The organism is Streptomyces sp. ML-6 (assembly GCF_030116705.1).
In the GTDB taxonomy this organism is placed as follows: domain Bacteria; phylum Actinomycetota; class Actinomycetes; order Streptomycetales; family Streptomycetaceae; genus Streptomyces.
Map to the genome: position 1 here is coordinate 979894 of NZ_JAOTIK010000001.1, position 14598 is coordinate 994491.

10 protein-coding genes are annotated in these 14598 nt (G+C 73.3%); 5 read left to right on the forward strand and 5 right to left on the reverse strand.

Features of this window, described 5'->3' with window-relative positions; translation table 11 throughout:
- Nucleotides 1-90: 90 nt before the first annotated feature.
- The 4 genes from OCT49_RS04265 to OCT49_RS04280 form a co-directional block, all read right to left on the reverse strand.
- Nucleotides 91-1617, reverse strand: coding sequence for a hypothetical protein (locus OCT49_RS04265; RefSeq protein ID WP_283850559.1), 1527 nt, complete (start codon nt 1615-1617; stop codon nt 91-93).
- 116 nt (nt 1618-1733) lie between these two features.
- Nucleotides 1734-5390, reverse strand: a complete 3657-nt coding sequence (locus OCT49_RS04270) for a hydantoinase B/oxoprolinase family protein (protein ID WP_283850560.1) — start codon at nt 5388-5390, stop codon at nt 1734-1736.
- 249 nt (nt 5391-5639) lie between these two features.
- A complete protein-coding gene (locus OCT49_RS04275; protein ID WP_283850561.1) occupies nt 5640-7058 on the reverse strand; it encodes a HEAT repeat domain-containing protein in 1419 nt (472 codons plus the stop codon).
- A 219-nt stretch (nt 7059-7277) separates the two neighbouring features.
- Entirely contained in the window at nt 7278-7670 is a 393-nt protein-coding gene (locus tag OCT49_RS04280) for an ankyrin repeat domain-containing protein (RefSeq protein ID WP_283850562.1), read from the reverse strand.
- A gap of 302 nt (nt 7671-7972) precedes the next feature.
- On the opposite strand from OCT49_RS04280, the gene OCT49_RS04285 reads away from it, so the two are divergent.
- The gene (locus OCT49_RS04285; RefSeq protein WP_018103962.1) at nt 7973-8167 is read left to right on the forward strand and encodes a hypothetical protein; all 195 of its coding nucleotides are present in this window, start codon (nt 7973-7975) and stop codon (nt 8165-8167) included.
- Between the two features lie 37 nt (nt 8168-8204).
- A complete protein-coding gene (locus OCT49_RS04290; RefSeq protein WP_283850563.1) occupies nt 8205-9848 on the forward strand; it encodes a P-loop NTPase family protein in 1644 nt (547 codons plus the stop codon).
- 67 nt (nt 9849-9915) lie between these two features.
- Here the strand turns inward: OCT49_RS04290 and OCT49_RS04295 are convergent, their stop codons facing one another.
- On the reverse strand, nt 9916-11415 hold the full coding sequence (locus OCT49_RS04295; protein WP_283850564.1) for an SCO1417 family PLP biosynthesis transcription factor: 1500 nt from the start codon (nt 11413-11415) through the stop codon (nt 9916-9918).
- Nucleotides 11416-11516: 101 nt separating this feature from the next.
- Here OCT49_RS04295 and yczE point away from each other — a divergent pair, with 101 nt between their 5' ends.
- From yczE to OCT49_RS04310, 3 genes are read left to right on the forward strand one after another with little or no spacing between them, the layout of a single operon-like run.
- On the forward strand, nt 11517-12227 hold the full coding sequence (yczE, locus tag OCT49_RS04300) for a membrane protein YczE (protein WP_283850565.1): 711 nt from the start codon (nt 11517-11519) through the stop codon (nt 12225-12227).
- Nucleotides 12224-12988, forward strand: coding sequence for a glycerophosphodiester phosphodiesterase family protein (locus OCT49_RS04305; RefSeq protein WP_283850566.1), 765 nt, complete (start codon nt 12224-12226; stop codon nt 12986-12988). The genes yczE and OCT49_RS04305 overlap by 4 nt, the downstream gene beginning before the upstream one ends.
- A gap of 46 nt (nt 12989-13034) precedes the next feature.
- Complete coding sequence (locus OCT49_RS04310; protein WP_283850567.1) at nt 13035-14408, forward strand: MFS transporter; 1374 nt, start codon at nt 13035-13037, stop codon at nt 14406-14408.
- The last annotated feature ends 190 nt before the right edge of the window (nt 14409-14598 follow it).

The following is a 14598-nucleotide window of genomic DNA, read 5'->3' on the forward strand; positions in this document are numbered from 1 at the left end:
GGATGGCGTACATGCCGACGGGGCAGGGGCGCACCCGGCCGGCCGGTGCCGTCCGGGCGAGCGGGTGGCGGGCCGGGCGCGCCGCGCCGGTCATGACGCCTCCGAGCGGTCCGCGGCCATCCCGGCCGCGTCCAGCAGGGCCGTGCCCACGATCAGGTCGGCGCCGCCGAACTCCGGGTCGTCGAGCTGCGTCCCGTCGTCCACGGAGAACAGCAGGCGCTGCTCCCCCTGCCGGTAGGCGGTGCCGACCGGCGGGCTCGCGGCGTGCACCGCGAGCAGGGCGACCAGGTAGGGCAGTTCCGGATCGCGGCGACGGGCCTCGGCGAGGAGTCCGGAGAGTCTCCTCGGCGCGTCGTGCTCCAGGTCGAGGAGGTCCATGGCGCTCGCGAGCTGCTCCTCGCTGAACCGGCTGTCGTCCGGGGTGGCGATCAGATCGGGTTCGGGCATCTCGGCGCCCAGGTGCTCCCGCTCCAGGGGCGGGGTGAGCAGCAGGTCGACGAGGTCGCCCATCCGTACCGAGGAGGGGGTGCGCAGCCCGGTGCCGCGGGCGAAGAACGCGTCGGTGACACGGATGGCCTGTTCCACGGGGAGCGGCAGCAGCGGGGCGACGAGCTGGCCGTAGAGGTCGAGGCCGGTGCGGGCGGCGGGGGTGGCGAATGCCTGCCGGTCCTGTTCGGCGCGGAAGAGCGGGCCGGCCTCCAGCAGGCGGGACTGGAGCTGGGTGTGGCGGCGGATGCAGTCCTTGACGATGTCGACGAGTTCGGCGGCGCGCCTCTTGTGCTCGGGTTCCTCGGCCTCGTCACGGGCCTTGCGGATGTTGGTGAGGATCGCGTTCTCGTGGCGGTAGCGGTCGGCCACGTGGTCCAGCGCCTCGGCGATCATGTCGGGCACCGCGTTGAGCCAGTCGACCGCGCGGACGTTGCGCCGGGTGGCCTCCAGCGTCTTGCGGAGCGTCTCCGCGTACTGGACGGTGCGGTAGCGGGCCTGTTCGGCGGCGAGTTGCGCGTCCGCGAGGCGGCCCCGGCTGATGAGAACCTCCAGCTTGACCTCGGCGGCGATCTGGGCGCTGGTGACGTCCGTGTCGAGGGCGCCGACCAGGACGTTGACGGCCTCGTCGGTGGTGCGGAGGTAGACCGCGCCGCCGTGCCCCGGGACCTCCTCGATCAGTTTGAAGTCGTAGTCCCGGCGGGTGTAGAGGCCGTCGGAGCCGAAGGTGCCGTACACGGCGCGGAACCCGCGGTCCACGCTGCCGACGTTGATCAGGTTCTCCAGCACCCAGCGGGCCACCCGCTCGTGCTCGGCGGCCGGGCGGGCCGGGGCCTGGGCGGCGACGCGGGGAAGCAGCCTGGTCACTACCTGGTCGTGGTCGGCGCCGGTGTCGAAGTCCATGTTGAGCGTCACGAGGTCGATCGCGGCGAGCGCCACCTCGGCCATCGCGTAGACCGTGTACTCCCCGGCCAGATTCGCCTTGCGCACGTCGAGGTCGTGCAGCGGCGCCGTGCAGGCGAGCGCGCGCAGCCGCCGCGCGAGCCCCTCGTCGGCGGCCGGGCCCGGGGCGGGTCGCGGCCCCGCGCTGAGCTGGGGCGCAGCGTTGTCCGTGTAGGCAGGCGAAGTCACGGTGCACAGATTAGGTCCTCACACCGACACCGGTCGAAACGGCGCAGAAGCGACCCCCGCCCGGGGCCTGTCCGGGGCCCGGCCGGAGCCTTCGCCCGGCGGCCCGGCCGGCGCCGTCACGGCCGTTCGTCGGCGGGCGCGGGGGCGGGGGTGTCGCGGTCGGGTTCCGGGGTGCCGTATCCCCCGCCGCCGGGGGTACGGAGCACCAGTACGTCGCCCGGTTCCAGGTCGGCCGTGTCGCAGCCGCGCAGCGGGGTGGGCGGGCGGCCGTCCGGGTGCTCGACGTGCTGGTCGCCCAGGGCGCCGGGTCCACCGCCCGCCATGCCGTAGGGGCGGATCCTGCGGTGGCCGGAGAGCAGGGCCACGGTGACGGGTTCCAGGAAGCGGATCCGCCGCTCCACGCCGCAGCCGCCGTGCCATCGGCCGACGCCCCCGCTGCCCTCCCGCACCCGGAAGTCCTCCAGCAGCACGGGGTGGCGCCATTCGAGGACCTCGGGGTCGGTGAGGCGGGAGTTGGTCATGTGGGTCTGCACGGCGTCGGCCCCGTCGAAGCCCTCGCCCGCGCCCGAGCCGCTCGCCACGGTCTCGTAGTACTGGACCCGTTCGTTGCCGAAGGTGAGGTTGTTCATGGTGCCCGAGCCCTCGGCCTGGATGCCGAGGGCGGCGTACAGGGCGCCGGTGACGGCCTGGGACGTCTCCACGTTCCCCGCGACGGTGGCCGCGGGGTGGACGGGTGCCAGCATGGAGCCTTCGGGGATCCTCACTTCCAGGGGCTCGAGGCAGCCGCTGTTGAGCGGGATGTCGTCGTCGACCAGGGTCCGGAAGACGTACAGCACGGCCGCCATGACCACGGACTTCGGCGCGTTGAAGTTGTCCGGCCGCTGCGGGGACGTACCGGTGAAGTCGATGACCGCGCCGCGGGCGGCCCGGTCCACGGTGGGGGAGACCTCGATGACCGCGCCGCTGTCGGTCTCGTAGCGGTAGGCGCCGTCGTGCAGTCCGGCGACGATCCGGCGGACGGACTCCTCGGCGTTGTCCTGCACGTGGCCCATGTACGCGGCGACGGTCTCGCGTCCGAACTGGTCGACCATGCGCCGGAGTTCGGCGATGCCCTTCTCGTTGGCGGCGATCTGGGCGCGCAGGTCGGCGATGTTGGTGTCGGGGTCGCGGGAGGGATGGGCGGCGGTGGTGAGCAGTTCGCGCGTCTCGGCCTCGCGGAACCTGCCGTCCCGTACCAGCAGCCAGTTGTCGAACAGCACGCCCTCCTCGTGGACGGTGCGGCTGAAGGCGGGCATGGAGCCGGGGGTGATGCCGCCGATCTCGGCGTGGTGTCCGCGCGAGGCCACGAGGAAGACCGGTTTTCCGCCGCCGTCCCGGTCGTCGAAGACCGGTGTCACGACGGTGACGTCGGGCAGATGGGTGCCGCCGTGGTACGGGTCGTTGACCGCGTACACGTCCCCTGGCCGGATCGAGCCGGTGTTGCGGCGCAGCACCTCCTTGATGGACTCCCCCATCGAGCCGAGGTGGACCGGGATGTGCGGGGCGTTGGCGATCAGGTTGCCGTCCGCGTCGAAGAGCGCGCAGGAGAAGTCCAGCCGTTCCTTGATGTTGACGGAGTGGGCCGTGTTCTCCAGACGCACACCCATCTGTTCGGCGATCGACATGAAGAGGTTGTTGAAGACCTCCAGCATGACGGGGTCGACCCGGGTGCCGACGGCCGTGCGCTCCGGTCGCGGGATCGCCCGGGTGAGCAGCAGGTGGCCGGTGTCGGTGAGCGAGGCCCGCCAGCCCGGGGCGACGACGGTGGTGGCGTCCGGCTCGGTGATCACGGCGGGGCCGGTCACGGTGTCCCGGGGGCACAGTTCCTCGCGGCGGTGGAGGGGGGTGTCGTGCCAGTGTCCGTCGGCGAACATCCGCACGGTGTCGTGCGGTCGCGGTGGTGCGCCGTCCCGGCGGGGCCGGCCGGCCGGCCTCGGCCGGTGCCTGCCCGCCGTCCCGATCGCCTCGACCGAGACCGCCTCGACGACCAGGGGCTTGTCCATGGTGAACGAGTAGCGGGCGCGGTGCTCGGCGGTGAACGCCTCGGCCATGGCGGGGGCGGTGTCCAGGTCGACCGGCAGACTCGCGTCCGTACCGGCGTAGCGCAGAAGCACCCGGGCGCGGGTGCTGATCGCGCTGTCGGGGATGGCGTCGGCGCGCAGTTCGGCGCGGGTGCGGGCGGCCAGTTCGGCGCAGAGCTCGCCCACCTCCTCGCAGGTCGTCGCGTTCAGTTCCGCCTCCACGGACCGTTCGCGCATGGCGGTGGCGTCGGCGAGGCCGATGCCGTACGCGGAGAGCACACCGGCGAGCGGGGGCACCAGGACTGTGTCGATGCCCAGGGAGTCGGCGACGGCGCAGACGTGCTGGCCGCCTGCGCCGCCGAAGCCGGTGAGGGCGTAGCGGGTGATGTCGTGTCCGCGCTGCACGGAGATCCTCTTGACCGCGTTCGCCATGTTGAGCACGGCGATCTCCAGGAATCCGGCGGCGACCCCGGCGGCCGTGGGGCGGGTCCCCGTGGCGTGTGCGATCTCGTCGGCGAGCGCGTCGAAGCGTTCGCGCACCAGGTCGGCGTCGAGCGGCAGGTCGCCGTCCGGTCCGAAGACGGCCGGGAAGTACGCGGGCTGGATGCGGCCGAGCATCACGTTGGCGTCGGTGACGGTCAGCGGTCCGCCGCGGCGGTAGCAGGCCGGGCCGGGGATCGCGCCCGCCGAGTCGGGGCCGACCCGGTAGCGCCGGCCGTCGAAGTGCAGGACGGAGCCGCCGCCGGCCGCGACGGTGTGGATGCTCATCATGGGGGCGCGCATCCGGACACCGGCCACCTGGGTGCCCAGTTCGCGTTCGAACGCGCCCGCATAGTGCGACACGTCGGTGGACGTGCCGCCCATGTCGAAGCCGATGACGCGGTCGAAGCCGGCCTGTCCGGAGGTGCGGGCCATGCCGACCACGCCGCCGGCGGGCCCGGAGAGCACCGCGTCCTTCCCCCGGAAGTGGGCGGCCTCGCGCAGCCCGCCGTTGGACTGCATGAACATCAGCCGGATGCCGTCGAGCTCCTCGGCGATCCCCTCGACGTACCGGCGCAGGATCGGCGACAGGTAGGCATCGACGACGGTGGTGTCGCCGCGCGGTACGAGTTTGATCAGCGGGCTCACCTCGTGCGAGCAGCTGATCCGGGTGAAGCCCGCGGCACGGGCCGCGGCGGCCACGGCGCGTTCGTGCGCGGGGTGGCGGTAGCCGTGCATCAGGACCACGGCGGCGGCGCGCAGTCCGTCGGCCCGTGCGGCCGCCAGGGGTGCGGTCAGGGCGTCCGGGTCCAGCGGGGTCACGACCCGGCCCCGGGCGTCGGTCCGCTCGGGCACCTCGATCACCCGTTCGTAGAGGGCCTCGGGCAGCACGATGCGGCGGTCGAAGAGCTTCGGCCGGTTCTGGTACGCGATGCGCAGGGCGTCGCGGAAGCCCCGCGTGATGAGCAGGACGGTCGGTTCGCCGCGCCGTTCCAGCAGGGCGTTGGTGGCCACCGTCGTGCCGATCCGCACCGTGTCCACCAGGTCGGCGGGGACCGGTTCGCCGGGGCCGAGGCCCAGCAGCGCCCTGATCCCGGCCACGCCGGCGTCGCGGTAGCGGCCCGGGTCGTGGGAGAGAAGTTTGCGGGTGACCAGCCGTCCGTCCGGGTCCCGGCCCACGACATCGGTGAACGTGCCGCCGCGGTCGACCCAGAACTCCCAGCGTCCGCTCATCCCTCCATGGTGGCCCGCGGGGCGGGCCGGGGGCCGGACGGCGCGGCGGGGCCGGGGCGTGATCGGCCCGTACGGCGGGCGGCGGGCCGTAGGACGCCGGGGCGGTTCGGCGAGGTGCCCGCCCAGGAGTCGGCCCAGTACGACGGCGTGTACGTCCGACTGCCAGCCCGGTTCGGCGAAGTGCCCGCCCAGGAGTCGGCCCAGTACGACAGCGTGTACGTCCGGACGCCGGGGCCGCGCCCCGCGCGGTCAGACCGCGGGGGCGTCGGGTCCGATCCGGCTGCGGACCGCCGTCTGCACCTCGGCCTCCTCGGCCGGGTCCGCGGCGAGACGGCGCAGGCGTTCGGCGACCTTGATGTCGCCGGTCTCCGCGTGCAGCGCGGCGAGCTCCCGGGTGGTCTCCTCGCAGTCCCACAGGCATTCGACGGCGAATCCGGTGGCGAAGGAGGGATCGGTGGCGGCCAGTGCGCGGGCCGTCCGGCCGCGCAGGTGCGACGAGGACGTCTCCCGGTAGACGTGCCGCAGCACGGGGGCGGCGCAGGCGATGCCGAGCCGGCCCGCGCCGTCGACGAGGGTCCACAGCCGCGGGGTGTCCGGTCCCTCGCCCCGTACGGCCTCGCGGAGCGCGCCGAGGACCAGGGGGGTGTCCTGGGCGCCGCCCCGGCAGGCGAGCACCCCGGCGGCGGAGGCGCCGAGCGCGTCGGGCCGCCGGGCCCAGCGCCGGGCCCGGTCCACGGCCGCCTCGCCGCACATCCGCTCGAAGGCGGCGACGGACGCCTCGGCGACGGTGTGCGAGGGGCTGGCCGCCCCGGTCTCGATCAGATCGAGCACGGCCGGGTCCCTGGCCTCCGCCAGGTAATGCAGGGCGGCGCAACGGGCGCCGTCGGGGCCGCTGCGGGCGGCCTCGAGGATGGCGACCCGGTCCTCGGGGCCCGCGACGGCGTTGAGGCAGCGGGCGGCAGGCACGTGCAGGGCGCTGCCGCGCTCGTGTCCCTGCTGGGCCCAGTCGAAGACGGCCTGGACGCTCCAGCCGGGGCGGGGGCCGCCCGGTCGCATCTGGCGCTGCCAGCGGTCGAACGAGCCTCGTTCCGATGCGGCCCTGACCCGGCCGCCGACCGCTTCGCGCGGGTCGTCCGCCCAGAGCCGCCAGGGGCGGGGCTCGTAGGCGTCCCGAACGGTGGCGGCCAGTTCGGCGGCGCCCTCCTCGGTGTCCGGGAACCTGCCGAGGACGGGTACGGCGAGGGCGCGCAGTCCCGCGTCGTCGTCGCGCAGGGCGAGCTCGTCCAGGGCCCAGGCCCAGTTGGCACCGGTCGCGGCGTACCGCCGCAGCAGGGCCAGGGCGTCCTCCCGGCCGTACGAGGCGAGGTGGCCGAGCACGGAGAGGGCCAGGCCGGTGCGCGAGTCGTCGGTGTCGAGGTGGTCGTCGGGACCGCACAGGTGCCGTTCGATCTCCTCGATGCCGCCGTCGAGGTCGAGGTACAGGCGTGCGTAGTAGAGGGAGCGGTTCTCCACCTGCCAGTCGTGACGCGGGTCGCTCAGGACGCAGTGGTTGAGAGCCGCCAGGGCCTCGGGGCGCGGTGCGGCGAGCGCGTGGAGCGTGCCGTCGCCGCGGCCTCTCTGCAGCAGGCCGAGCAGGGTGCCGCTCGGCGCTATGAACGGATCGAACATGGAAAGAGCCTCACATCAAGCTGTCGACGCAACCGGGACTGTGCAGTTCCAAGTGCCGGGTGGGCACTACGCCGCGCAGCGACATGATCGGCCGACCGCCGTCTTCTGCTTGGTGTAGACCATCTTCCTCTGCCTCTCGTCGGTGGCCCGAACCAGGGCCCGCGACGTCATGATGACCCAGCCATTTCGCCACCGCGACCACATTTACGACGTACCCGGTCAGCGGGAGCCGAAGAGTTCCAGCAGGTCGGCCTTGCCGAACATGCGGGCCGTGTCCAGGGCGGAGGGCGTTCCGGCGGCCGGGTCGGCCCCCGCCGCGAGGAGTGCTTCGATCACCGCGTCCTCGCCCTTGAAGACCGCGCCGGCGAGCGGCGTCTGGCCCCGGTCGTTGGCCCGGTCCGGGTCGGCCCCGCGGGCGACGAGGGCCGTGACCGCGGCGGCGTGCCCGTGGTAGGCGGCGAGCATCAGCAGCGAGTCCCCGCGGTCGTTGGTGAGGTTGGCGGGCACGCCGGCGTCGACGTACGCGGCGAGCGTCTCCGTCTCACCGCGGCGAGCGAGGTCGAAGACCTTCGTCGCCAGCTCGATCACCTCGGGATCGGGGGTTTCGCTCATCAGAGGGGCCGCCTTCCGTTTTCCGGTCCCGACTTGCCGCCGAACCGCCTGGACGCACGCCGTGAAGGCCGTACGAATGAACCGACAGGGTACTGCCCGCCCGGCCGGACGGACCGGCCCACCCGGAACGGGGAATCGAACGCGGCACCCCCCGCCACGCATTCCGCTTCACCGAAACCATCCTGCGGCCATTCAAGTGAAAATAACGACTTTTCACCCGAATGCAGCTTTTACCGCATGGATACTTCCGGTGAACCTGGAAGGACTCATGGTGACCGTCCCCCCAACCAGGAGAACCTCTCATGATCCTGTCCATGTCAGGCGTCGTCATTCTCGGCATCATCGTCTTCCTGTTCTTCAGGAAGGACGGCCTCAAGGCCTCGCACGCCCTCGTCACCGCCCTGTTCGGCTTCTACCTGGCGGGCACCGCCATCGCCCCGAGCATCACCGCGGGCGGCGCGAGCCTGGCCGGCCTCCTGGGCGGGATCAAGTTCTGACCCTCCTCGACCGCTCCCACCCCTTCAGGAGACAGACGTGGCCCGGCGACCACTTCCCCGCATTCTGAGCAGCGGCAGCGCCTCGATCACTCGCAGTCGCGAGTTCGCGCGCACGGCCGCCGACAACGCCACCGACGTCCTCCATCCGCTGTTCACGGTCATCCGTGGTCTGCGGCTGCTGGCCGGCACCGGACGGCAGAGATGGGCCGCGACGCCCAAGGACCGGCGGGGTCCCACGCTGTTCCTCGTCGCGGCCTGCGTCCTGGCGTTCGCGCTCATGCCGTACGGGGGGCTGATCGCCCTGGTCACGGTGATGGGCGCCGCCGCCTGGGCGGGGCGGGAGCGGACCCCCGTGAAGACCGGCCCCGACAAGGCGGAGACCACCCGGCTCCGGTCCCTGTACGAGGCGCTCGTGCCGTACTTCTCCGTGCCCGACGACCCCGAGCCGCTGTTCGCCCACGGCGGCGACTGGGCGAAGGTCCTCGACGCGTACCGGTTCGACGACAACGGACGGCTGACCCGCCTCCAGGTGACGTACCCCGCCCACTTCACCGACAGCGAGGCCGCCTCCCGGGCCCGGATCGAGCAGCTGCTGCACACCAAGTCCGGTCGCGGCCGCGAGTACCGCTTCGTCTGGGACGAGGAGGCGAACCGGCTCGTCATGGAGGTCCTCGCCCCCCTGCCCACCTCGATCTGCGCCCAGCGGTTCGTGACCGCGCCCGGCGAGACCGTGCTGGGCTTCACCGACGACGACGCGGTGCAGCGCACGGTCCCCGTGCAGGACGGCGACACGATGCGCGACGCGCCTCCGGTCGTCTGGCGGACGGGCGCCCGCTCCACCGAGCCGCACCTGCTGGTCGTCGGACAGCCCGGCAGCGGCACCACGACCCTGATGCGCTCCATCGCCCTCCAGGCGCTCCAGCACGGCGACGTCCTGATCGTCGAGGGCGGCGGAACGGGCGAGTACGCCTTCCTGGCCGGACGCGACGGCGTGCTGGCCCTGGAGTGCAGCCCGGCCGGCGCGTCGGCGACCCTGGAGTGGGCGGCCCACGAGACGGAGCGGCGGCTGCTCGCCGCGAACCGGGCCCGGCAGGCCGGCCACCCCGCCCCCGAAGACGTCAGGCGCCCGCTGTGGCTCCTGCTGGACCGGCCCGGCGTGCTCGGCCACCTGGCCGCCGCCGAGAAGAGGGCCGATCCGTGGGAGCTGCTCCAGGTGCCGCTGCGGCACGGCAGGGCCGCCAACGTCACCGTGGTGCTGGCCGACCAGTTCGACGGACTGGACTCCCTCGGCGGGACCGTCCTGGCCCACACCCGGGCCCGGGTGGTGCTCGGCCACTGCTCCCCCGAGCAGATCGGGACGGTGCTCGGCGCCGAACCCCCCACCACCCCGCCCGCCGGGGTCCCGGCCGGCCGCGGCTACGCCCGGCTCGGCACCGGTCCGGTGCTCCGGCTCCAGGTGCCCGCCACACCCGACCCCTACGACGAGGCGACCGGCGAGGCACAGCGGCAGTCGGTGCTCTGCCTGCTCCCGGAGCGGCAGGACCGGGCCGGGGAGTCCGCGCCGGACGCGCCGGCCGGGGCGGACGCGGCGAACGCCGGGCCGGGCGTCCCGGAAGGCGTCCCGGAACCGGTGCTGCCGCGCACCATGACCGCCGCCGTTGCCGCCGAGGCGGTCGACTGACCGGGCCGGGCGGGGCCGGTCGCCGGACCGGCCCCGCCCGCGCCCCGTCCCGGCCCACCCGGCCCGGTCAGGCGACGAACGTCCGCGGCGTCTCGACCCCCGCGCCCGCGCCCGACCCCACCAGCTGCGCGGCCGCCGCGAGCCGGACCGCCGCTTCGTCCGCCACCGGCCCGGTGACCGTGAACGGCAGCCGCACGTACCCCTCGAAGGCGCCGTCGACCCCGAAGCGGGGGCCGGAGGGTACCCGGATGCCGACCCGTTCGCCGGCCACCGCGAGCCGGGAACCGGAGAGGCCGCCGGTGCGCACCCAGAGCGTGAGACCGCCGCTCGGCACGGAGAACTCCCAGTCGGGCAGTTCCCGGCGGACCGCGGCGACGAGCGAGTCCCGGTTCTCCCGCGCCTGTTCGCGCCTCAGCCGGACGGCCTCCTCCCAGCCGCCGGTGCGCATCAGCCAGTTGACCGCGAGCTGTTCCAGGACGGGCGTCCCCATGTCGGCGTAGGCGCGGGCGGCGACCAGGCTGCGGATCACGTCCGGGGCGGCGCGCACCCAGCCGATCCGCATGCCCGCCCAGAACGCCTTGCTCGCCGACCCGACGGTGAGCACGGTGGAGCCCGCCGGATCGAAGGCGCAGACCCTGCGCGGCATCCGCACGTCGTCGTCGAGGCGGAGCTCGTTCATCGTCTCGTCGACGACCAGGACCGTGCCCGCGGAGCGGGCGGCGTCCACCAGGTCCCGCCGCCGGTCCTCGTCGGCGAGCGCGCCGGTCGGGTTGTGGAAGTCGGCGACGACGTAGGCGAGCCGCGGCGCCGCGTCCCGCAGCACCTGCCGCCACCGGTTCATGTCCCAGCCGCCGAGCCCCTCCTCCATCGCCACCGGCACCAGCCGGGCGCCCGTCTCCCGCATCAGCTGCAGGATGTTGGCGTAGCTCGGGGACTCCACCGCGATCCGCTCGCCGCGGCCCGCGAAGAGGTGACAGATCGCGTCGATCGCGCCCATCGCCCCGGTGGTGACCATGATCTGTTCGGGCATGGTCGGGACGCCGTGCCTGGTGTACCGGTCGGCGATCATCTGCCGCAGGGCGGGCAGCCCGGCCGGGTAGTCGCCGTGGGTGTGGGCGTACGGCGCGAGCTCCTCGATGGCGCCCTGCACGGCCCGGGTCAGCCAGGGTTCGGGCGCGGGCAGCGAGGCGCAGCCCAGGTCGATCATCGAACCGAGCGACTCCGGGGGCAGCGGCTCCAGACCGCGCGCGGGCAGCGGATTGCCCGCGGGCACGGCGGTCCAGCTGCCGGCCCCCCGCCGGGACTCCAGGAATCCCTCGCTCCGCAGCGCCTCGTAGGCGGCGGCGACGGTGGTGCGGCTGACGGACAGCGCGAGCGCCAGTTCGCGCTCGGCGGGCAGCCGGGCGGCGACCGGCACCCGGCCCTCCAGGACCAGGAGACGGATGCCGTCGGCCAGTGCACGATAGGCGGGCGGGCGGCGGGTGCCCGGCCCGGCGGGCCGGGACTGCTGCGCCTGGAGCTGCCGGGCGAGCTGAGCCGCCCCCACCGCCGAGGTCCACTGAGCCATGGAAATCAGTCCACCTTCCTCGGATTGGCCATAGTTGGCGGCCAATCCCCTGCCACAGAGTGACATGCGGCAGTCCACATCCACCACACCAGGGGGCATCCTTGTCCGTCACCGCAGCCCCTCGCGGGGCCCTCCTCACCCGTCGGCTGATCCAGCTGTACGTCGGGCTCGCGCTGTACGGGGCCAGTTCCGCGCTCCTGGTACGGGCCGACCTGGGCCTGGAGCCCTGGGGCGTGCTGCACCAGGGGCTGGCCGAACGCACCGGGCTGTCCATCGGGGTCGTCTCGATCGTCGTCGGCGCCGTCGTCCTGCTGCTGTGGATCCCGCTCCGGCAGCGGCCCGGGCTGGGCACCGTCTCCAACGTCTTCGCCGTCGGCGTGGCCATGGACGGCACGCTCGCGCTCGTGCCCGAGCCGGACGGTCTCGTGGTGCGGAGCGCCGTGCTGGTCGCGGGGGTCGTCGTCAACGGGATCGCGACGGGCCTGTACATCGCGGCGCGCTTCGGCCCGGGGCCGCGCGACGGGCTCATGACCGGGCTGCACCGGCGCACCGGCCGTTCCGTCCGGCTCGTGCGCACCCTGCTGGAGGTGGCGGTCGTGGTGACCGGCTTCCTGCTCGGCGGTTCCGTCGGCGTGGGCACGGTTCTGTACGCCCTGGCCATCGGCCCGCTCGCCCAGCTCTTCCTGCGTCTGTTCGCGGTCGGCGGGGCACCGGCCGGGGAACGCGCCGGGGCATCCGTCGCGTCCGCGCCGGACCCCGGAGACGGGGCCGTCACCGACCGGACACCGGGGCAGGCCATACTTCCGCAGTGACTTCCGTACGCCACCCCTATCTGGACCACCCCGCGACGATCCCCTTCGCCCACCGGGGCGGTGCGGCGGACGGGATCGAGAACACCGCGGCCGCGTTCCGCCGGGCCGCCGACGCCGGGTACCGGTACTTCGAGACCGATGTGCACACCACGTCGGACGGCCGTCTGGTGGCCTTCCACGACGCCACCCTGGACCGGGTGACGGACGCCCGCGGCCGGATCGCCGAGCTGCCCTGGAGCGAGGTGGGCCGGGCCCGGGTGGCGGGCCGGGAGCCGCTGCCGCTCTTCGAGGAGCTGCTGGAGGAGTTTCCCGAGGCCCGGTGGAACGTGGACATCAAGGCCGGATCCGCCCTGGAACCGCTGATCGGGCTGATCCGCCGGACCGGCGCCTGGGACCGGGTGTGCGTCGGCTCGTTCTCGGAGTCCAGGGTCGCCAGGGCCCACCGGCTGGCGGGCCCCCGGCTGGCCACCTCCTACGGCGTCCGCGGCGTGCTGGGGCTGCGACTGCGCTCGTACGGCATACCGGCGGCGCTGCGGGCGGGGGCGGTGTGCGCCCAGGTGCCGGAGAGCCAGAACGGGGTCCGGGTGGTCGACCGCCGCTTCGTGCGCGAGGCGCACGCGCGCGGGCTCCAGGTGCACGTGTGGACCGTGAACGAACCGGAGCGGATGGCGGCGCTCCTCGACCTCGGTGTGGATGGCATCATGACCGATCACATCGAGACGCTGCGCGCGGTGTTGGGCGAGCGGGGAGCCTGGGCCTGATGCCGCCGCGCGGGGTCTCCACGGGGAGAGATGAGGGGGTTGCGGCTTGAACGCCGAGACCGCGGACACCGCGGAGCCGACCGGACCGACCGAGGAGTCCGACGGCGCCGCGAGCCGCAGACGCGAACAACGCGGCTGGTACTTCTACGACTTCGCCTGCTCGGTCTACTCGACGAGCGTGCTGACGGTGTTCATCGGGCCCTATCTCACCTCGATCGCCAAGGCCGCCGCCGACGCCGACGGCTTCGTGCACCCGTTCGGCATCCCGGTGCGCGCCGGTTCGCTGTTCCCCTACGCGATCTCCGTGTCCGTCGTGATCGCGGTGATCCTGATGCCGCTCGCGGGGGCCGCGGCGGACCGCACGGGCCGGAAGAAGCCGCTGCTCGCAACCGCCGCCTACGTGGGGGCCGCCGCGACCACCGGCATGTTCTTCCTGGACGGCCACCGTTATCTGCTCGGCGCCTTCCTGCTGATCGTGGCGAACGCGTCGGTCTCGGTGTCGATGGTGCTCTACAACGCCTATCTGCCGCAGATCGCCGAGCCCGACGAACGGGACGCGGTCTCCTCGCGGGGCTGGGCCTTCGGATACACCTCGGGCGCGTTCGTCCTCGTCCTGAACCTGGTGCTGTATACGGCCCACGACTCGTTCGGCCTCTCCGAGTCCGACGCGGTGCGGATCTGTCTGGCCTCGGCCGGTGTCTGGTGGGGCGCCTTCACGATCGTGCCCCTGCGCAGACTGCGCGACCGGAAGGCGGCGCCGGGCGGCGAGGGGGCGGTCGGCTCGGGGTGGCGGCAGCTTCTGGCCACCCTGCGCGACATGCGCCGCCATCCGCTGACGCTCTCCTTCCTGCTGGCGTACCTCGTCTACAACGACGGGGTGCAGACGGTGATCTCCCAGGCGTCGGTGTACGGCTCGGAGGAGCTGGGCCTCGACCAGACGACGCTGATCACAGCGGTGCTGCTGGTGCAGGTGCTCGCGGTGGCCGGAGCGCTGGGGATGGGCCGGCTGGCCCGGACGTACGGTGCGAAGCGCACGATCCTCGGCTCGCTCGTGGTCTGGACGCTGATCCTGCTCGCCGGTTATTTCCTGCCGGCCGGCGAGCCCGCCTTCTTCTACGCGCTGGCCGCGGCGATCGGTCTGGTGCTCGGCGGCAGCCAGGCGCTGTCGCGCTCGCTGTTCTCCCATCTGGTGCCGCGCGGCAAGGAGGCCGAGTACTTCTCCGCGTACGAGATGAGCGACCGCGGCCTGAGCTGGCTGGGACCGCTGGTGTTCGGGCTCGCGTACCAGCTGACCGGCAGTTATCGGGACGCGATCCTCTCGCTGGTGGTCTTCTTCGCGCTCGGTTCCGTCCTGCTCGCGAGGGTGCCGGTCCGGCGTGCCGTGGCGGCCGCGGGCAATCCCGTGCCGGAACGGATTTAGACGTCGAAGTGAAAGGCCGGTAGTGTACGCCTTTGGCCTGCCCGGAGGACCGTTACTGCGAGTGGGAGAAGCCGAACCGTTGGGTGACAACTACCGCCAGATGTGACAAACCGGGCATTGGTGGGTACCCCACCCCTGAAAAAGCAGCGGCACGACGGGCGACGCAGACCGGCAACGGGAATCTTTGCCG